Below are 17,606 nucleotides of genomic sequence, written 5' to 3'. Positions count from 1 at the left end.
CTTTCTTCTCGGGTTCCGAGCCGGTGCTCGGAGGTTCGAGCCGGACCGGCAGGTGGCCAGACCAGCGAAAAGCTTCCTGGGTAGCCGATCATGCGGGGGTGAACAGGTGAGGTGATCAACCTGAACCACCAGTGCCCCTTTTGTTTCCCTGACTGTGCTCAGTGGAAGTCAGACAGGGCAGCGCCGGGCGGTGTGTCGGCAGCCCATGCCTCCACCGGTTTGGGCTGCTCAGCGAGTCCCGATGGTGGTGGGTGCCCCTTGGTGCGGTTGATCGGCGTGGCCGGCTTTCCGCAGCCTGCGGCCCGCCCGCAGGCCACGGACAGCGACGATCGGTGCGACCAGCAAGGCCGCGACCAGCGTCAGGCCTTCCAGGCCGCCCGGCCGGGTCGCGGTTGTGTACCCGTCGGCGGCCAGTAGCTCCGGCAGGCGGTCGTCGGCGGCATTCTGCACCTGCAGCAAGGCGAGAAACAGCCACAACGGTGACGCGACGGCGATCGAGGTGGCCAGGCCGCGCAGCCACGGCGGCAAGAACGGGATGGCGACCAAGAGGGCCGCCAGCACGAGCGCCCCCAGGTAGAACCACAGCGCACGCACGTCGCCGAGCGCGAATGGCCCGTACGAAGATTTGGTCACCACGCCTTGCCGCAACCCCCAGAACCCGGCGGTGGTGCCGGGCGTCGTCGCCACGCCGATCGCGAGCAGCACCAGCGCCGCGGCGATGGCCACGACCAGCTCCCAGCGGCGCGCGAGGACGAGGACGACGATCAGGACGAGGGTGAGCACGGCGGTCAAGGCGAGCCACCAGCCGATCCCCTCATACGCGCCAAGAGCCGCCTTGGACAGTCCCCGCGCGGGCGGCAACGCCGGCAGCTGCGCGGTGACCAGTTCGCTGGAGTGCCGGCGGATCTTCACCGCCAGCACGGCCAGCACACCGAGCGGCAACAAGGCCGCGACCAGGGCGGCCGGCCCGATCACCGCACGCAACGAATGCCGCCGCCGCAGGGTGAGGCCGCTAAGCACGGTGAGCAGCCCCACGCCGAGCATGAAGGCTATCCAGTACACCGGTTCCGCCTGGCCGTGCAGCGTGAACAGGCTCGGCGACTCGATCGGCCCGTGCGCGTTGACGAACTGGGCACGGACCGCAAAGGCGGCGCTCACGATAGCCACCCCGAGCAATACATACCGGCCGACAGGGTTGTCCGTACCTGCTGTCGACCCGACCGGCGTCGGAACACCGGCCTGCCGACGCAGACGGCGCCGTACCACCAAGCCGGCGAGCACCACGAGCGGGGCAAGCATCCCGATCACCGTCAGAACGGTGACCACGAAGACCTCAGTGGACGACGGCGCCATACCCGCCACGGCCGCTCCCCCCGCACGACTACCGACAAACGGACGCCAGAATACGGCACACCAACGCCCAGCAGTGACGACCATCGAACCACCTCGTCAAGGTCAGGCCCTCAACAACGGCTGGTGGTCAGCGGCGCCAACGCGCAGGACCTCGACGGTGCCGGACGGCCGGTGTCATTTGCACGTGTTCAGGTCGAGCGTGCCCCACGGCCAGCGCCAGCGCGACCAACGGCAGATCCGGTTGTTCACGGCAGTCTCGGACCACCGACTCCTGCCCTCGGTGCCGCTGTGACGGCGCGTGGGAAACGCGTGAGTCTCGTGCCGACGAAGACGAGCCATGCAGCGAACATCGCCTGTGTGATCGAGGTGAGCAGCGAACCGGTGAGCCACGGGTAGGCCCCGGCGATCTGCAGCGCGCCCGCCGCGACCCCGAAGGCCGGGGCCGTACGGCCGAAGGTTCCTCGCCGCATCGCGAGCCCGAGCATGATGAGTGCGACGCCCAGCTGCAGGGCGACCTCGTGGGCGCCACCGTAGTAGAGGGACACGACCAGCGCGACGGTGGCAGGGTCGTTGACGTCGATGCCGTACACGGGATACATGAGCCGCCCGTGGATGATGGCCAGCGCGACGATGATCGGTACGGCGGCCGCGAGCAGGGCGCAGCTGAACGCGGCCCATGGTCGGTGGGATCCGTCGAGGCTCCGGTAGAGGGCGAGCACCGCGGGGATCAACAGCAGGGCCGCGAAGACGAGGGTCTCGTTGGTCAGCGCCAGCGACAGCCGGTGCGACGCCAGCCATGCCAGCAGTTGCGCGGCGTCGGACGGCGGGTCTCCCACGATGAGATCCAGGACCGATTTGACCAGGAACAGCGTGCCGCTGGCCACAGCCGAGATCCCGCCCAACCTGAACGGAGAGGCAACGCGGGAGGCCGGGTCTTCCGTCGAGGTATCCTGCCGGCGTGGCACAGAAGTGTCCATCACCGCTCCTTGTCCACGCTGGCAACGGCTCCGCCTGGATCGCCCCGGGGGCGGCGCGATCGACAGCCAGCGTCGTCGTTCGGAACCAGCGGCGGCAGGGCCATAAGTCCTCGATGCATCCCCATGAGCTGCGTACGCCAATTGCGTCGCTGGACGTCGCGGTGGCCAAGCCCGATCCGGCCCCCTCGGCGGTGACGCTCGCGGATCGCCTGGGTAGGCAATTGGACCGCATCGACCACCTGCTCGACGGGTTCCTCGCGGAGGTCCCGCACAGCACGGCACGCTGACCGACGCCACCACCGTCGACCTCGGCGACCCCATCGGCACGGCACTGGACGAACGGGCCGCCGACGCGAAGACGAAGCGGCTTCGCACGACGGTGGACATGCCACCGGGAACGACGACCCAGGGCAGCCCCGACTGTTGGCGCGGCTGGTGGCCAACGTCATCGACAACGCCGTGACACAACGAGCACGGCGTGTGGATCGGAATCGCCGGATCCGAGACCTCGGCGAAGCGAAGCACCCGGATGCCGGGCTACGGCGCGCGAGGGAGCGAGTAGTCAGCGGGCGGGCACCGGCTCGGCCGACGGTCGCCACTCTCGCCTGATCAGCCCGTAGACCCACGAGTCAGAGACCTCGCCGTTCACGACGCAGTCTTCCCGCAACGTCCCTTCACGCACGAACCCGAGCTTCTCCAGCACGCGGGCAGATGCCACGTTGCGGGTATCGGTCTCAGTCTGGACGCGATTCAGGTCCAGCGTGTCGAATGCCCACCGCAGCAAGGCGCGCGCGGCCTCCGTCGCGTAGCCGTGGCCCCACGCTGCAGCCTCGAAGCAGTAGCCCAGCGATGCGCTGCGGTAGTCCGGATTCCACCGGTTCAGGCTGCACCAGCCGATGAACGCCCTGTCGGAGTCCCGGTCCACGGCCAGCCGCGCGCCGGTGCCCCCCTCTGCCATCTGCCGGCAAGCCGTGATGAACCGCTCGGCGCGCCCACGTTCGCTCCACGGTGGCGCGTCCCAGTAGCGCAGCACGTGGGCGCTGCTGTGCAGCGCAAAGAGGTCGTTTGCATCCGCGTCGTCGAAGGGACGCAGTGTAAGGCGAGGGGTGTGCAGCGTGGGGGTGGGCAGCGACATGGGCGTCATGGTCCCTCCGGCGATTGCTGGCCGACGTGGTCCAACAGCAACACATCTCCCGTGCCGGGGTTGAGCAGGGGAGGGTTCACATGATGGCGGTCCAGAAGCGACCGGTGCGGGCCGCTGGCAGCTCCACCAGCCGTATCGGGACGCTCAGCACGTTTCCCGCACACGGCGCACCGAGAGCTTTCCACCGAGGCAGTGTGACGTACCTGCCGGGCGAGGGCATCCGAAATATGAGAGCACCCCTTCGGTGAGTGAGATGCTGTCAGGGGACAGTCGTCCTTTCTGTATGTACTCAACGTCGGTACGACCGGACGCGAGTCGGCCCGGAGAATTCCCACCGAACGTAGCGAGCACCTCGCGGCATGAGTGAGCGGATGCCGCTTTAGGCCGGGCCGGCCGGCCAGCGGTCCCGATTTTTGCTGATTGGCCATCATGATCATGCGGTTGCTGGGTTGCGCGCCAACCAGGCGCATGGCGGTGTCGCTACGGCTCGACCTGCGCCTTGAGCCCGTGGCGTGCAGCGAATCTGGTCCGGTAGTTGTGCACGCTGCCACAGGCACTTGAGTCGCCCCGCGGCGTCGCGCTCGCCTCCCGACAGGTAACGCCTACAGCCTTGACGGCAGGGGCGAGTCGGCGTCCGCCCCGCCAGCCATTCGCTGAGCATCGGCGTTCCCGGACTCTTCGCCGGTGGTCACTGCTTGACACGCGTCCGGCCCCCCTGCATCCTCATTCCACTAGTAACCTAGTGGAACAGGATTATGGGTGATCGACTTCCACCTCGACGCGCACTCGGGGATCGCCCCGTACCTGCAGATCGTCAGGCAGGTACGCCAAGCGCTGCTGCTGGGGCTGCTCGCCGAGGGCGACAAGCTGCCCACGGTCAAGGAGGTGGTCGCCAAGGTGGCAATCAACCCGAACACCGTGAGCAAGGCGTATCGCGAACTCGAACACCTCGGCCTGGCCGCGGCAAAGCCGGGGGTGGGCACCTTCATCACCCGATCGCTCGGCCACGCATCGCTCACCGAGCACGGCCCGCTGCAGCAGGAGCTGCGCGCCTGGATGGACAAGGCCCGCACTGCAGGCCTGACCGAGCCGGGCATCGAGGCCATGTTCCAGAACACCCTGCGCGAGACCGCGGAAGAGGAGAAATGAACGCGATACTGCAAGCCCATGCGCTGGGCAAGATATACGGCCAACGCCAGGCGCTGGCCGACTGCACCCTTGAGCTCCCGCCGGGGCACGTCGTCGGCCTGGTCGGGCCCAACGGCGCGGGCAAAACCACCCTGCTGAAGATCGCCTTCGGCATGCTCGCGCCGACCACGGGGCGGATCGAGGTGCTGGGCGAACAGCCCAACGGCGGAACCGCGCAACTGGCCCGGGTTGGGTACGTCGCCCAGAACACACCCACCTACGCGAGCCTGTCCGTCGCCGACCACCTGAAGTTCGGCGCCAGGATGAACCCGGCCTGGGACGCAAAGCTCGCACAGGCCCGCGTCGAAAAGCTCGGCCTGAACCCGAAGCAGAAGGCGGGCAAGCTCTCCGGCGGGCAGCGCGCCCAGCTCGCCCTGACCATCGCGATCGCCAAACGACCCGAACTGCTCATCCTCGACGAGCCGGTCGCCAGCCTTGACCCGCTGGCCCGTCGGGACTTCCTGCGGCACCTGATGGAGTCCGTCGCCGAGCACGACACCAGCGTCATCCTCTCCTCACACCTGGTATCCGACCTCGAACGCGTCTGTGACTACCTGGTCGTGCTGGTCTCCTCCCGCGTACAACTCGCCGGCGAAACCGATGATCTGATCGCGCAGCACCACCGGATCGTGTGCACGCGGCGCCAGGAGTCCGACCTGCCCGCGGGGCTGGAGGTCATCTCGACGCAGCACAGCGACCGGCAGTCCACGTTCGTGGTGCGAAGCAAGAGCGAACTGCCCGCCGGGGACTGGTCCGCCGAACACCTCGAACTGGAGGACCTCGTGCTGACCTACATGGAGCGACCCGTCGACCACGGCGGCGGTACCGCGATGCACCCGACGGGAGAAGCGCGATGCTCTGGATGACCTGGCGGCAGTTCCGCGCCCAGGCCCTCACCGTCCTGGTCCTTCTCGCCGCCGCCGCGATCGCCCTCCTTATCACCGGGTTACGGATGCGTCACAGCTACACCGCGGACCTGGCCGCGTGCGCCCCGCTGCACGCCTGCGACGGAGCAACCGCCGCCGCGCGGGCCTTGGGTGCCCAGATCTCCCAGCTGCAGCGAAGCTATGAGCCCATGTTCGAGCTACTGCAACTCCTTGTGGTCGCCGTGCCGGCGCTGATCGGCATCTTCTGGGGTGCGCCGCTGATCGGCCGTGAACTGGAAACCGGTATGCACCAGCTCGCCTGGGGTCAGACCGTGACCCGCACCCGATGGCTCGCGATCAAACTCACCATCGTCGGTGTCGCCGCGGTAGCCACCGCAGCGGTTTTCAGTTGGCTGCTGACCTGGTGGGCCGGGCCGCTGGACCACCTCAACGGTAACCGGTGGGCGGCGATGACCTTCGCTTCACGCGACATCGTCCCGCTCGGCTACGCCGCGTTCAGCTTCGCCCTGGGTGCCACGCTTGGACTTCTGCTGCGCCGCACCCTCCCGGCCATGGCCATCACCCTCGCCGTGTTCATCGCCATCCAGATTCTCGTGCCCACCTTCATCCGACCTCACCTGCTGCCGTCGACCACGACCACCTTTCCGATCAACCAGGCCAGCACGAGCCAGTTCCATGGCTTTTCGGGCTCGCAGACGGACTTCCACTTCGACCTGCCGACACCGCGGGGCGCGTGGCTGACATCCCAGCCGCCCGTGGAGAACTCGTCCGGCCAGGTAGTCCGCTTAGATAACTACTCCGACTGCTTCCCGGGTCAGGACGCCGGCGGGCAGGGCGACGACCCAGACTTGGGTCAGATCGGCGCCTGCCTCGCCAAGGCCAACCTCCACGAGACAGTCACCTACCATCCCGCGAGCCACTACTGGCCGCTGCAGTGGCTGGAAACCGGGATCTTCCTCGTGCTCGCCGGGGCACTGGCCGGCACCTGCTTCTGGTGGATCCGGCGCCGACAGAACTGACGGTTCGCCCGCGCGGATACTTGGAGGCTGTCGCGAGGGGCGTTGACCCACTCGAACCGAACGGCGTACGCCTCGATCCGGCTACCGGCCAGATCGAGGCCGCCGCCGATAAACGCACTCCTCGAACGCGTGCTCAGACCGCTCGAACTTCGGCGAGCCGCCTGACTGCGTACTCGTCGTCCCAGCAGACCGCGGCTTCCCATGCGGCCGACGCTTGCCCGGCGATGTCGAGCGCGCCGTCGTCGAGGCCGGCGGCGTTGCCGGGCAGCACGAGGTCGAGGTCGGGCACGTCAACGTGCGCCTCGTCCCAGTCGATCAGCGCGACCTGACTCGCGGTCATCCGGACGTTGCCAGGGTTAGGGTCGCCGTGCACGACGCCTGTCTGACGTCCAGTGAGCCGCGCCCACGCTGCTCGGCATCGAGCAACGCTCTCAGGGGGCATCGCGCCGAGGTCGATCTTCGTCCCGGTCTCGGCGTGCAGCAGGTCGGTCGACGATCGCCAGCCTGGGCGCTGCGGCCAGCCCTGCGTCAGCCGATGCAGCTCGCGGAGCGTGCCGGCCACACGACGCCAGTCGGCCTGCGTTTCGGGCGGTCCGCCATCCAGATAGGTCATCACCACCAGACCGTCGGCGAACAGTCGGCCGTCCCTTGTCGGGATCGGAACCGGCACGGTCAGACCTTTACGGTCGAGGTATTGGAGAAGCTCTGTCTCCCACGCAAGATCAGCGTCGCTCCTGGTGCCGAGACGACCGACCGCGATGCGCCCGTCGACGCGCACGCTCCACACGTCGTTGGCGACTCCGCCAGCGAGCGGTTCGATGCGAGCGACGTCGTCACCCCATTGCCCGAGCGCCTCCCACCCCACCAGTCACATCCTACCGGGGTCCGAACATCACTGTTCTCGACAGCTGCGTGTGCACCTGTAGCTGCCGCCTCATGTTTGCGTGCGAGCCGCGGCGGGTCGCGGGCCGCGCAGGTCAGTCTGGTGCCTCCGGCCGCGCACTGGTCGGTCAGCGCGTGGCCGAGGGCTTCAAGTAGTGGTCAGGATGCCGGTGCCGGCCACCATGCCGTAGGTCAATCGAGCGGCTGACGGGCGAGGGTGGATGCCTCCTTCCCCGCAAGCAGCCAACCACCGGTGTATGCGATGGCCGGTAGGCCGATCAGGATCGCGGCCAGGTGGAGCACCGGCACGTGACCGAGCCAGTGCGGCGCCTGGTGGTGCCAGGCGAGCAGCGCGAGGTAGGCGCCTGCGGTACCGATCACCGCGCCGAGTAGGGCCAGGGCACCAGCGGTCGCGGCGGTGAGCGCCCGCCGGGTACGGCGTCGTGCACCGGCCGCGGTCAGCGTGCGCAGGTCCCGGGCGGTCTCGCTGCGGATCAGTCCGACGGTCGTGGCGAGCACGCCGAGGGCCACCGCGATGCCGGCACCGGTGGCTTGGTCGGCCAGTCGCGCCGTGTCCGCGCCGATCGTTCGGGACTCGACGCTGAGCCCAGCGGCGAGGGCGATCTGCTGTGCCCGGTCGACCTGGGCCTGGGTCAGCGGGCGGGGCACCCGGACCAGCCAGCCGACCGGGATCGGCGTCAGATGCAGCGATTGCATGGCCTGGGTGGTCAGCAGGGCGGTGGGCAGCGACCTGTACGTCGGCAGCGTCGTCTGTTGGACCCGCGGGTGCCAGCCGTCGTGCCGGCCGGGGTACAGGTCGTAGCCTTCCAGGCCGGTCCGCGAGGTGAGGACGTCGGTGGTCGCGTCGATGCTCGCCGGGTCGATCCCGTAATCCCGGAGCAGTTCCGGCGTGGGCACGAACAGCGGCACCGAGTCATCGCTGCTGTACCCGGTGGCGCCGCTTTCGTTGAGCACTCTTGGCTGTCCCAGCTGTGCCGCTTCCAGGCCGCTGCCCGAGGGACCGTGCACCTGCGGTCCGTTCGGGTCCACCGCTGCCTGTAGCGGCAGCACCGACGTGGCCTGCAGGTCGGCGGCGATGGCGTCGACCTGCTTGCGGGTGTTCTCCGCCTGCCCGGATGTGAGCTCCGGTATCGGTGTGTGGAGCCCGCCGTGGGACACCCAGACGATGATCTGGTCGGGGGGCAGGTTGCCGCCGGTCGGTACCGCCGCTTTGGCCACCAACACGGCGGTGCTCAGCGCGACGGTGGAGGCGATGCCCACCGCGAGCGCGATCGCGGCCAGTGCCGCGCTCGACCGGGCCCGGTACCGCGCCAGGTCGCGCAGCGCCAGCCGCGGCGCGAGGGGGGCGAGTCGCGCCAGTCGACCCAGGGCGGCGATACCGACCGGGGCGAGCAGCAGCAGGCCGAGGGCCGTGGCCACGACGCCGCCGATGATGAACGGCGGCCTGGTCTGCTGCGCCGCGACCAGCGAGCCGACCCCGCCGAGCAGGAGGATCCCGCCGAGCGCCGCGAACCGGCGCACGGGCCGCGGCGGCACCGGGCGCGCGGACAGGGCGGCGACGACGGGTACCCGTGCCGCGGCCCGCGCCGGCCACCATGCGGCGCAGACCGCGGTCAGGATCGCCAGCAGCCCCGCGACGAGGAGCAGCAGCCAGGGCAGGTGGAGAGGGTCGATGCGGTGCCCACCGAGGGACTCCAACTGGGGGTTGAAGGCGAACCAGACACCGAGGCCGGCCGCAGCGCCCGCGAGCGCGCCGACCGCGCCGATCACGGCCCCGTTGGCCACCAGGACCAGCCGGATGTGGCGATGGCTGGCGCCGATCGCGGCGAGCATGCCCAGCGCCCGCAGCCGGCGCTGGGCCATCACGGTGAACCCGGCCACCGCGAGCAGGCCGGCGAACATCAGTCCGATCGTCGCCAGCATGAGCACCCCGATGCTGGAATTGCCCTCCGACTCCACGGCGCGGGCCTCGATCGATGCCCCGTTCGGTTTGGCCTTCCGCTCGAACTCAACAGGAGTCGCCTGGATCAGGACGGCGACGTGGTCGTCGGGGGCGGCGGGCGCGGCCTGGCCCGGCGCCACGAGGGCGAAATGGTCGAGCAGGTTCAGCGGGTTCTCGACCAGGCCGACCATGGTCCGGTGCCGGCCGTCCTGGTCCCAGGTGCCGCCGAGGCGCAGGTTGAAGATCTTCGCCACCCGATCGGTGACGGCGATCTCGTCCGGGCCCTGCGGATACCGGCCGGCGTTCAGCCGCAGCATCGACCGGCCGTACGGGCCTTGCGGGTCCTGCGCCCGCAGGTCGACCGGGTTCGTCGAGCCGGGCACCGGGATGTTCCGGTGCTCGATCACCTCGACGGTGCCGAAGGCGGTGCGCAGCGCGGCGATGTCGGCGTCCAGTTTCGCGTCCCTGCTGTCGAGGGTCACCAGGTAGTCGGCGGTGCCGAAGAGCGACGCCTGCGATGGCGGGTTGGCCGCGATGCCCAGTCCGACCGTGGTCGCCGCGACCGCGACCAGCAGCAGCGCCAGCACCAGCGACTGCTGGCGCCATTCTCGGCGGAACAGCCGCCACGCCCAGCGCACCACGGCCCTCCGGGCCGCCATCCCGCCATGGCCGGTACCGAGGACCAGCGGCGGATCCTGAACGGAGATGCTCATCGCGCCGGCTCGCCGGTGAACAGGGAGTCCGGCCCCGGGCGGGCGGCGGTGCGGTCAACGATGCGGCCGTCGCGGATGAACACCACTCGGTCTGCCCACGAGGCGAGCTGGGCGTCGTGGGTCACCACCACCGCGGCCAGGCCCCGCTTGCAGGCGGCCAGCATCAGCCGCATCACCGCCTCGCCGTTGGTGGAGTCAAGGGCGCCGGTGGGCTCGTCGGCGAGGAGCAGCCGGCGGTCGCCGACGACGGACCGGGCGATCGCGACCCGCTGCCGCTCGCCGCCCGAAAGCTGGTCGGGGAACCGGGACGCCCGTTCGGCGAGGCCCAGTTCCTCCAGCGCCCGCAACCCGGCGGCGCGCGCCTTGCCGGCCGGCATGCCGTCCAGTTCCAACGGCATCGCCACGTTCTCGGCCGCGGTCAGCCCGGGCAGCAGGTTGAAGTCCTGGAACACGTAGCCGATGGCACGCCGACGCAGCCGGGCCCGATCGTCGCGCGACATCGAGGACAGTGGTTGGCCGGCCACCAACACCTCGCCGGCGGTCGGCGACTCCAACGCGCCAGAGATGGTCAGCAGCGTGCTCTTGCCCGAGCCGCTGGGCCCCATCACCGCCACCATCTTTCCGGCCTCGACCGACAGGTCCACCTCGCGCAGGGCGTGCACCTCGTCCGCGCCATCCAGATAGGTCTTCGAAACCCCGCGCAGCTCCAGCACGCTCATCGACGTGCCCCCGCCCGGCGCCGGATCTGCGGCGTGCCCGGCGTTTTGGCGGGCGCTGGCGGCTCCAGCGCGGCGCGTTTGAGCCGCCCGTCGGCGGTGTCCAGCCACTGCACGACCGAGTCCAGCCGGTAGAGTTCCGCGTCGACCACCAGCGCCAGACTGAGGTCGAGGTCGGCCTCCTCCTCCTTGAGTCGGGTCCACTGCTGCATCAGCTCCACCAGGTAGCGCCGGTGTGCCTGGATCACCTCGTGCACATCGACGCCGGGTAGGCGTACCGCGACCAGGATCTTGATGACCAGCTCGTCGCGGGGCGGCGACGCCAGGTCCGGCGGCGTGCGCAGCCAGCCGGCCAGTTCCTCGGCACCGTCGGTGGTGATCCGGAACCCCTTCTGCGGACCGGGTTCGGCGTCGTCATCGGACTCCACCAGGCCGTCGCGCTCCAGCCGCTGGAGTGTCGTGTAGACCTGGCCGACGTTGAGCGGCCACACCTCACCGGTCCGCGCCTCGAATTCCTCACGCAGCTGAAGGCCGTACTTCGGACCCTCGCTGAGCAGCGCCAACAGCGCATGCCGGATGCTCATGACTCGACCACACTCGATATCATGCCGAGTATGATACCCCGTATAGTGCCTCTGTCGAGGCAGGACGAGAATGCTGGCAGTATCCGCCCCACCGGTGGGACCGCCCGCAAGCAAGCACGTGCGAACATCGGCAGATCCGGCAGTTGACGACGGCGACCTATGAACGTGTCTGTAGCGGAACGTAGCCGCCAGAGACCAGATCAGACCTCGGTCAGACGCCGGCGGAGGTGAGCAGCCGGGGCAGGTCGGGGCCCCGGGGCGCCAGGCACCGCATCCGCGGATCCGGGTCGGTTGCGTGCCGCGGAGTGCCGGAAGCAGGTGTACGTCGAGGACACGTACGGCAGCGGGTCGGCGGTGACCCAGTCCAGCCGCAGGTAGCGCAGCTCGGCGACGGCCATGTGGTCCTCGAGCGCGCGACTTTGCGTGCGGGTGAGCGGTCGGGGCGGAATCGGGGTAGCCGGAAGCGCCTCGATCCGCAACGCTGTTGTTGTGACCGCTTCCGTCCACTGACAGTCCCACGGCGCCCGTGCCGCCGCCGAGTTTGGAGTTCCGGCAGTGCTTTTCGATGTCACCCGCAGCGAACTCGTCGACATCTTCGGCGAGGACCGGCTCGTGACCCTGCCCGCCACCGCCTTCCCGCCCGCCGCCGCGGACACCGAGGGCGCCCGCCTCCTGCAGACCGTCGGTGTCCCCGCCGGGACGCTCTGGCTGCGTGTGCCCGACGAGGACTCCGGGCGGCTGCCCCTCGTCCAAGACATCGTGTACGTCGAGGACTTCGAGGACTCCTCGGAGGACGCGGGCGAATGGCCCGTCATCGGCTGGCTGCTCAACGCCCACCTCGCCCTCGACCCGGGATCCGGCAAGGTGCACGCCTTCGACGCCGACGAGGAGACCGTGCAGGCACTCCACACGGACGTCTCCTCCCTCGTTCAGGTCACCTTCCGGTTCCAGCGCCTGCTCGACGAGTTCACCTTCAGCGGCGACGACGGCGACGAGGAAGCCGACTTCGAGCGCCTGGAGCGCGAGGTCGAGCGTATCCGCCAGGAGACGAGCAGCATTGACCCGCTGCCCTTGCAGGACGACGAGACCGTCTGGTCGGTGGTCGGCGAGGAGATCGCCGCGGGCCAACGCTTCAAGGCCAACCGCCCGGGAGCCCGCTCGCTCTACGGGTGATCGCCGGCCGATGTCGCCCACCACGCGGCCTGCGCGGTGCGTGGGTTGCCTTCCCGCGAACCGGTCTCCTCATCGACCTGCCCGACCACCGATCAGTGCCGTGGTGGCCGGGACAAGACATCGGTGTTACCGCACGGCCACTAGGTGACGGTACGTGGCGCGCCGGCGCCGCTCTGGTTGGCGCTGCGATCGACGGCCGTGACGCAGTACGTGTACCGATGACCGGCTGTGGCCGTGGCGTCTGTCCAGCGCTGCACGTCGTCCGCCGTGGCGTGCAGCGTAACGAGCAACTGGGCGTCGCCGTCCGGGCCGTCCAGGCGGTAGACGGCGTAACCGGTCGGTGGCGGACCGGCGGACGGGCGCCACTCCAGCGTCACTGCGCCCTTGCCGTTTCGCCCCGCCGCGGTGAACGCCGGTGCACCCGGCGGTGCCGCCTTGAGCCGCGTCGCCGTCGGTACGAGTGCCGGCGCGGCGTAGTGTGTCGCGCGGTAGCGGCTCACCGATCCCAACCGGTCGGCGCGCACGTGCCTGGCGCTGAAGTGGATACTACCGTCGACCTTGAAACGCGCATTGAGCGCAAGTTGGCGGTCGAGCTGCGCCGGGTTGCTCCACGCCCCCGACTCGCCGACGCGGTAGTCGGCCTGCCCGATGTACAGCTGGACGCCCGTACCCTCGACGGTCTTCGCCCACCACGGCAGCAGCTTGGCGTAGTCGGCTTTCTTGAATCCGATGTGCCAGTAAAGCTGCGGCACGACGTAGTCCAACCACTTCTTCCGTACCCATTTACGGGTGTCGGCGTAGATGGCGTCGTAGCTTTGCAGGCCGCTCGTGGCCGACCCTGCAGGGTCGGTCGCCTGGTTGCGCCAGATGCCGAACGGGCTGATGCCGAAGCGTACCCACGGCTTGAGCGCTTTCGTGCGTTCGGACATCTCCCGCACGAACGTGTCGACGTTGTCCCGGCGCCACTGGGCCTTGTTGACACCCTTGCCGTATCGGGCGTAGGAGGCTCCGTCGGGAAAGTCACCGCCTGCTGGGTACGGGTAGAAGAAGTCGTCGAAGTGCACTCCGTCGACGTCGTACTGCTCCACCGCCTCGAGAATCGAGTCCTCGACGAATCGGCGGGCCTCGGGGATTCCCGGGTCGTAGTAGAACCGTGCGTTCTTCGCGTTCGAGGGATGGGCGACCACCCAGTCCTGATGCGTCCGAACCGGATGGTTGGGAGCGAGGTTCGTGAAGTCGGCGGGCCCGCCGACTGCCGCACGGTACGGGTTGAACCAGGCGTGGAACTCGAGGTTGCGGGCGTGGGTCTCGGCAATCATCCAGGCCATCGGATTCCAGCCCGGATCGCCGCCGTTTCGGCCGGTCAGCCACTCGGACCACGGCACGTACCTCGACGGCCAAAACGCGTCGCCGCTCGGCCGCACGTGCACGAACACCGCGTTGAATCGCTGCCGCTGCGCGAGGTCGAGCCACGAGAGGTACTCGGCCTTGGCTTTCTCGACGGGCAAGCCCGGGCGGCTCGGCCAGTCGGCGTTGCTGATGGTCGTGAGCCACATGCCGCGAAGTTGCCGTTGTGCGATGAGCGGGCGCCCGCCGCAGGTCGGGGAACCAGGTATCGCCGACCCGGCCTTAGCCATCCCTTTATCGGGCCCGAACCCGCCGATCGAGCCGAAGCGCAGCAGCGCGACACCGGCCGGCACGGTTACCGCCACCAGCAGGACGACGAGCCAGGATATGAGCCGACGATTCACGCGGGCGACGCTAGGCCGACCGCGTGGAACGGGTCAATTCACCTAAGGAACGCCTAAAGGTCGCTCATGAACGGCCTGCTCCTGGCCCGTCGCCGACCGCCTGATACGTCGCGAACAGGCGACATCGATGCCGGCCTGGCGCGAGGGGCCCTCGCTCACGACGCGGACGCTACCTCCGGTCGCTCGGCCAGCGGCCTTAAGCCACACGCGGCGGCGAAGCCGTCGGACTCGATGCCGAGCGCCACGTTGCCACGCGTGCTCATGTTCGCGAATGCGATCACCGAGGTGAGCTCGACCACGGCGGGAGGTCCCAGCTCGGCGTGCAGCCGGTCCACCAGCTCGTCGGTCACGGTCGGGGGTGTCTGGCTCATCGCCTCGGCGTACTCTAGGACGTCCCGCTCCAGCGGAGTGAAGACCTCCGCCTCCCGCCACCGCGGGATCTCGCGCGCCTTCTCCACGTCGAGCCCCTTGTTGCGGATCTCGAAGTAGTTGAAGTCCAGGCACCACGTGCAGCCGATTAGCGACGCGACCGCCATGTGGGCGAACGACTTCAGATTCTCGTCGCAGGCGTCCCACTTCTGTAGCTTGCTGCCGAGGCCGAAGGTGGCGAACAGCACCTTGGGGTTGTGCCAGTAGATGCCCACCGCCGTCGGCACCTTGCCGAGTTTCTTCCCGACCATCCGCTTGATCAGTGCTCCCTTGATGCCGGTGATCTCGGCCGGGGGGATGCGAGTCGTGTGCTCCATGTCTCCTCCTGTATCGGTGGCTGTGCCGACGGTTGGTAGGTCGTTACCCATGGAGACACTGGCCGGGCCGCGGTTGTGACATCGAGCGGGTGATCGTGGTGTCAGGAGCGAGCGAGGGCGTCGGTGAGCGCGAATATCGCGGCGGCAACCAGTGTCGTGCCCACCCCGATCCCGTTGACGGCGCTGACCGGGAGTGAACGTCGACGGGCAACGGGCACGGCGGCAACTGCCACGACGATGACGACCGCGGCCACCGGGTAGAGCAGCGGAGACCGAAGCAGCGGCGCGAGCGGGATGAAGTGCAACCCCACCACCAGAGCGATCCAGACCGGAACGAGTTCGCGACGGCCGCGCCGGATCAGCACGCCCGCACCGATGCCGGCCAGGCCGAACTCGATGCCGACGATGATGCCGAACAGCTGAGAGGTGTCTCGGTCGAACACCGTGCCGGTGTTCCAGATGCTCCAGGAGAGCAGGCCGGCCGCGACCAGGATCAGCGCTGCCAGCGCGGACCCGGTGAGCAGCCACTTCTTCCAGGGCTTCGGTGGGTGCTCCTGCGCCCAGCCGAACCACCCCATCGCGAAGAAGCCAAAGATGGCGGCCGTCATGGCTGCGTCGCGGGCGAACTCTGACGTCATGGCGTCCTCCGGGGCGGCTCCGGGTGATCTTGGCCGACTGTACCCGGGAGGACTGCCACTACCGTTGACGCGACTGCCCACGGCCGGCCGAGATCCAGGTAAGGGGTGGCCCAGTCCGGGAGGTGTGAGATCCATCGCCCGTGGGAAGGCCCGGGCGAGCCTGGACGTTGTCCGGCACATGCCGGAGACGGATGTGGTGGTTATCGGCGCCGGACAGGCGGGGCTGTCCAGCGGGTACCACCTGCGCTCCTCCGGTCTTGACTTCGCCGTCCTGGACGCCAACCCGGCACCCGGCGGGGCCTGGCAGCACCGGTGGCCGACGCTGCACATGGCAACCGTGCACGGGATCTTCGACCTGCCCGGCATGCGCTTCACGCCTCCGCCGCCGGATGAACCAGCCGCCGACGCGGTGCCGGCGTATTTCGCCGCCTTTGAGAGAGAATTCGGCATCGACGTGCAGCGGCCAGTCGCGGTCTCGGCCGTCCGGAACGCTCGTGGCGGACGACTCCTCGTCGAATCGGTCAACAGCACCTGGACCACCCGGGCACTGATCAACGCCACTGGAACGTGGACCAGGCCATTCGTGCCGTACTACCCGGGGCAGGAAACGTTTCACGGGCGGCAGCTGCACACCGCCCAATACCGGGGGCCGGCGGAATTCGCCGGGAAGCGGGTGGTTGTCGTCGGGGGCGGAACGTCGGCCGTGCAGCTCCTGGTCGAGATCGCCGATATCGCGGCGACGACGACCTGGGTCACCCGCCGGCCGCCGGTGTTCCGGGACGGGCCGTTCACGCCGGACTACGGACGCGAGGTGGTCGCCAAGGTGGAAGCACGGGTACGGGCCGGCCTGCCCCCGGGAAGCATCGCCAGCGCGACCGAGCTGTCGTGGACACCGCAGCTGCTCGAAGCCCGGGAACGCGGTGTCCTCCTACGCCGGCCGATGTTCGACCGGATCGTCCCCGACGGCGTCCAGTGGCGCGACGGCGCGGCACAGGAGGTGGACGTCATTCTCTGGTGCACGGGTTTCCGGCCGGCGCTCGACCACCTGGCCCCGCTGCGGCTGCGGGGGCCCCGCGGCGGCATCGTCGTGGACGGCACCCGGGTGGTCGCCGACCCCCGGATCCACCTGGTCGGCTATGGGCCATCCGCGAGCACAGTCGGCGCGAACCGCGCCGGGCGGGCAGCGGTACGCGAGCTGCGCGCGCTTCTGGCGGCGCCCGCGCCGATCTGACCGCTCGGCGACGGTGGATCCGTCAAGGGCAGGGGGAGTGGGCGCAGCAGTCGCACGGATTGTGATCGGGATGGCCGCGGATCGGCCGTTGCTTCGCCGGCCGGTTCCGGGCATGCGCCGGGTCCCTGCCCGCCGTCCGGCGTCAGGTTTCCTGTCGTAGGGCGAGGGCTGGGCACATGGCGATTGCTTTGCGGGCGGTGCTGTTGAGCCATGGTGGGACGGGGGTGTTGGGTAGGGACGGGTATCCGTTCGCGTCGAGGGTGATCAGTTCGGGCGCGAGTTGGGCGCAGAGTCCGTGTCCGTCGCACCGGGACCAGTCGACAAGGAGCCGGCCGGCTGTGGTTTCCTCGGTTTCGGGTAGTGGTAGTACGCCGCGTACGGGTGTGTCGCAGCCGCCGCGGGCGAGGTGTGCCGCGATGTCTTCGGTGAACGCGTCGATCGCGGACAGCGCGAAGCGGGCGGTGCCGTCGGGGTGGCTGCATGCGCCGCGGCCGCGGACGCCACCGGCTGCGGTGCGGATGCGTTCCAGCGCGGCGCTGCCGCCGCTGCCGTCGCTGAGTGTGCTCATCGCGCGGGCCAGGTCGGGTAGGCCCAGTTGGCAGGGTCCGCATTGGCCGGCGGACTGACCGGCGAGGTAGCGC

General features: G+C 69.3%; 18 protein-coding genes. 6 read left to right on the top strand and 12 right to left on the bottom strand.

All coding sequences use genetic code 11. The features are described 5' to 3' along the window. Positions 1 to 228: 228 nt before the first annotated feature. Together ACIRG9_RS12610 and ACIRG9_RS12605 are read right to left on the bottom strand one after the other, a co-directional pair. Positions 229 to 1,362, bottom strand: coding sequence for a hypothetical protein (locus ACIRG9_RS12610; protein ID WP_402854336.1), 1,134 nt, complete (start codon positions 1,360 to 1,362; stop codon positions 229 to 231). A 236-nt stretch (positions 1,363 to 1,598) separates the two neighbouring features. After that, positions 1,599 to 2,237, bottom strand: coding sequence for a hypothetical protein (locus tag ACIRG9_RS12605; RefSeq protein ID WP_402854335.1), 639 nt, complete (start codon positions 2,235 to 2,237; stop codon positions 1,599 to 1,601). A gap of 206 nt (positions 2,238 to 2,443) precedes the next feature. On the opposite strand from ACIRG9_RS12605, the gene ACIRG9_RS12600 reads away from it, so the two are divergent. After that, the gene (locus tag ACIRG9_RS12600) at positions 2,444 to 2,617 is read left to right on the top strand and encodes a hypothetical protein (protein WP_402854334.1); all 174 of its coding nucleotides are present in this window, start codon (positions 2,444 to 2,446) and stop codon (positions 2,615 to 2,617) included. Between the two features lie 275 nt (positions 2,618 to 2,892). Here ACIRG9_RS12600 and ACIRG9_RS12595 read toward each other — a convergent pair whose 3' ends face one another. After that, complete coding sequence (locus tag ACIRG9_RS12595; RefSeq protein WP_402854332.1) at positions 2,893 to 3,465, bottom strand: GNAT family N-acetyltransferase; 573 nt, start codon at positions 3,463 to 3,465, stop codon at positions 2,893 to 2,895. Between the two features lie 768 nt (positions 3,466 to 4,233). Between ACIRG9_RS12595 and ACIRG9_RS12590 the strand changes: the two genes are divergently transcribed. The 3 genes from ACIRG9_RS12590 to ACIRG9_RS12580 are packed head-to-tail and all read left to right on the top strand — an operon-like array spanning position 4,234 to position 6,568. After that, entirely contained in the window at positions 4,234 to 4,623 is a 390-nt protein-coding gene (locus tag ACIRG9_RS12590; protein ID WP_402854330.1) for a GntR family transcriptional regulator, read from the top strand. Further along, positions 4,620 to 5,528 (top strand): ABC transporter ATP-binding protein, encoded by a 909-nt coding sequence (locus tag ACIRG9_RS12585; RefSeq protein WP_402854328.1) that lies wholly within the window; start codon positions 4,620 to 4,622, stop codon positions 5,526 to 5,528. The genes ACIRG9_RS12590 and ACIRG9_RS12585 overlap by 4 nt, the downstream gene beginning before the upstream one ends. After that, positions 5,516 to 6,568 carry a transmembrane transport protein gene (locus ACIRG9_RS12580; RefSeq protein WP_402854326.1) on the top strand — a complete coding sequence of 351 codons (1,053 nt, stop codon included), beginning with the start codon at positions 5,516 to 5,518 and terminating at the stop codon, positions 6,566 to 6,568. Before ACIRG9_RS12585 ends, ACIRG9_RS12580 begins: the two co-directional genes overlap by 13 nt. Positions 6,569 to 6,701: 133 nt before the next feature. Here ACIRG9_RS12580 and ACIRG9_RS12575 read toward each other — a convergent pair whose 3' ends face one another. From ACIRG9_RS12575 to ACIRG9_RS12555, 5 genes are all read right to left on the bottom strand, one after another. Next, positions 6,702 to 7,433 (bottom strand): phosphotransferase, encoded by a 732-nt coding sequence (locus tag ACIRG9_RS12575; RefSeq protein WP_402854324.1) that lies wholly within the window; start codon positions 7,431 to 7,433, stop codon positions 6,702 to 6,704. Positions 7,434 to 7,642: 209 nt separating this feature from the next. Then, positions 7,643 to 10,126, bottom strand: a complete 2,484-nt coding sequence (locus tag ACIRG9_RS12570; protein ID WP_402854322.1) for an FtsX-like permease family protein — start codon at positions 10,124 to 10,126, stop codon at positions 7,643 to 7,645. After that, positions 10,123 to 10,845, bottom strand: coding sequence for an ABC transporter ATP-binding protein (locus tag ACIRG9_RS12565; protein ID WP_402854320.1), 723 nt, complete (start codon positions 10,843 to 10,845; stop codon positions 10,123 to 10,125). Before ACIRG9_RS12565 ends, ACIRG9_RS12570 begins: the two co-directional genes overlap by 4 nt. Further along, complete coding sequence (locus ACIRG9_RS12560; protein ID WP_402854318.1) at positions 10,842 to 11,426, bottom strand: PadR family transcriptional regulator; 585 nt, start codon at positions 11,424 to 11,426, stop codon at positions 10,842 to 10,844. The genes ACIRG9_RS12565 and ACIRG9_RS12560 overlap by 4 nt, the downstream gene beginning before the upstream one ends. 200 nt (positions 11,427 to 11,626) lie before the next feature. After that, positions 11,627 to 11,824, bottom strand: coding sequence for a hypothetical protein (locus ACIRG9_RS12555; RefSeq protein WP_402854317.1), 198 nt, complete (start codon positions 11,822 to 11,824; stop codon positions 11,627 to 11,629). A gap of 157 nt (positions 11,825 to 11,981) precedes the next feature. Between ACIRG9_RS12555 and ACIRG9_RS12550 the strand changes: the two genes are divergently transcribed. Then, positions 11,982 to 12,599, top strand: a complete 618-nt coding sequence (locus tag ACIRG9_RS12550) for an SUKH-4 family immunity protein (protein WP_402854315.1) — start codon at positions 11,982 to 11,984, stop codon at positions 12,597 to 12,599. Positions 12,600 to 12,739: 140 nt separating this feature from the next. On the opposite strand, the gene ACIRG9_RS12545 is transcribed toward ACIRG9_RS12550, so the two are convergent. From ACIRG9_RS12545 to ACIRG9_RS12535, 3 genes are all read right to left on the bottom strand, one after another. Beyond that, positions 12,740 to 14,350 (bottom strand): glycoside hydrolase family 10 protein, encoded by a 1,611-nt coding sequence (locus ACIRG9_RS12545; protein ID WP_402854313.1) that lies wholly within the window; start codon positions 14,348 to 14,350, stop codon positions 12,740 to 12,742. A 155-nt stretch (positions 14,351 to 14,505) separates the two neighbouring features. After that, entirely contained in the window at positions 14,506 to 15,096 is a 591-nt protein-coding gene (locus ACIRG9_RS12540; RefSeq protein ID WP_402854311.1) for a carboxymuconolactone decarboxylase family protein, read from the bottom strand. A 101-nt stretch (positions 15,097 to 15,197) separates the two neighbouring features. Continuing rightward, the gene (locus ACIRG9_RS12535) at positions 15,198 to 15,734 is read right to left on the bottom strand and encodes a hypothetical protein (RefSeq protein WP_402854309.1); all 537 of its coding nucleotides are present in this window, start codon (positions 15,732 to 15,734) and stop codon (positions 15,198 to 15,200) included. 124 nt (positions 15,735 to 15,858) lie between these two features. Here ACIRG9_RS12535 and ACIRG9_RS12530 point away from each other — a divergent pair, with 124 nt between their 5' ends. Continuing rightward, entirely contained in the window at positions 15,859 to 16,965 is a 1,107-nt protein-coding gene (locus tag ACIRG9_RS12530; protein WP_402854307.1) for an FAD-dependent oxidoreductase, read from the top strand. 142 nt (positions 16,966 to 17,107) lie between these two features. On the opposite strand, the gene ACIRG9_RS12525 is transcribed toward ACIRG9_RS12530, so the two are convergent. Further along, a partial coding sequence (locus ACIRG9_RS12525; RefSeq protein WP_402854305.1) for an NADH-ubiquinone oxidoreductase-F iron-sulfur binding region domain-containing protein occupies positions 17,108 to 17,606 on the bottom strand: 499 nt, incomplete at its 5' end.

The sequence above is a fragment of the Micromonospora sp. NPDC093277 genome (assembly GCF_044765245.1).
Lineage (GTDB): Bacteria > Actinomycetota > Actinomycetes > Mycobacteriales > Micromonosporaceae > Micromonospora.
The sequence above is the reverse complement of the archived record's forward strand: the minus strand, read 5'-3'. Positions and strand labels throughout refer to the sequence as shown.

Bases quoted from the DNA above. Each gene is read 5' to 3' on its own strand.
- ACIRG9_RS12535 (WP_402854309.1), bottom strand. From the start codon at position 15,734: ATGACGTCAGAGTTCGCCCGCGACGCAGCCATGACGGCCGCCATCTTT.
- ACIRG9_RS12600 (WP_402854334.1), top strand. From the start codon at position 2,444: ATGCATCCCCATGAGCTGCGTACGCCAATTGCGTCGCTGGACGTCGCG.
- ACIRG9_RS12585 (WP_402854328.1), top strand. From the start codon at position 4,620: ATGAACGCGATACTGCAAGCCCATGCGCTGGGCAAGATATACGGCCAA.
- ACIRG9_RS12595 (WP_402854332.1), bottom strand. From the start codon at position 3,465: ATGTCGCTGCCCACCCCCACGCTGCACACCCCTCGCCTTACACTGCGT.
- ACIRG9_RS12570 (WP_402854322.1), bottom strand. From the start codon at position 10,126: ATGAGCATCTCCGTTCAGGATCCGCCGCTGGTCCTCGGTACCGGCCAT.
- ACIRG9_RS12555 (WP_402854317.1), bottom strand. From the start codon at position 11,824: ATGGCCGTCGCCGAGCTGCGCTACCTGCGGCTGGACTGGGTCACCGCC.
- ACIRG9_RS12580 (WP_402854326.1), top strand. From the start codon at position 5,516: ATGCTCTGGATGACCTGGCGGCAGTTCCGCGCCCAGGCCCTCACCGTC.
- ACIRG9_RS12560 (WP_402854318.1), bottom strand. From the start codon at position 11,426: ATGAGCATCCGGCATGCGCTGTTGGCGCTGCTCAGCGAGGGTCCGAAG.
- ACIRG9_RS12540 (WP_402854311.1), bottom strand. From the start codon at position 15,096: ATGGAGCACACGACTCGCATCCCCCCGGCCGAGATCACCGGCATCAAG.
- ACIRG9_RS12565 (WP_402854320.1), bottom strand. From the start codon at position 10,845: ATGAGCGTGCTGGAGCTGCGCGGGGTTTCGAAGACCTATCTGGATGGC.